Source organism: Salmonella sp. SAL4457 (assembly GCF_046548235.1).
GTDB classification, from domain to species: Bacteria; Pseudomonadota; Gammaproteobacteria; order Enterobacterales; family Enterobacteriaceae; genus Salmonella; species Salmonella enterica.
Genome location: NZ_JBGDZO010001254.1, coordinates 1 through 239 on the forward strand (window position 1 = coordinate 1; position 239 = coordinate 239).

Annotated in this window: 1 protein-coding gene; it reads left to right on the forward strand. The window is 58.2% G+C overall.

Annotated features, from left to right (window positions below):
• The coding region (locus ACLJNW_RS28215; RefSeq protein ID WP_410961937.1) for an ABC transporter substrate binding protein at positions 1-194 on the forward strand (194 nt) is incomplete at its 5' end.
• Positions 195-239 lie beyond the last annotated feature (45 nt).

Sequence of the window (239 nt, forward strand, 5' to 3'; positions counted from 1 at the left end):
GAACCAACATTCCGTATGCATGGCGTCAGTCCGGCACCTATGTGGGCCGTATTCTTAAGGGCGAGAAGCCCGCGAACTTGCCGGTCGTACAGGCCAGCAAATTCGAGCTGGTCATTAACCACCAGACCGCAAGAATGCTTGGCCTCCCAGTTTCCGACAAACTACTCGCAGCCGCTGACGAGGTGATTGAATGATGCGACGGCGCGAGTTCATCACGTTGCTAGGGGGCGCGGCTGCGG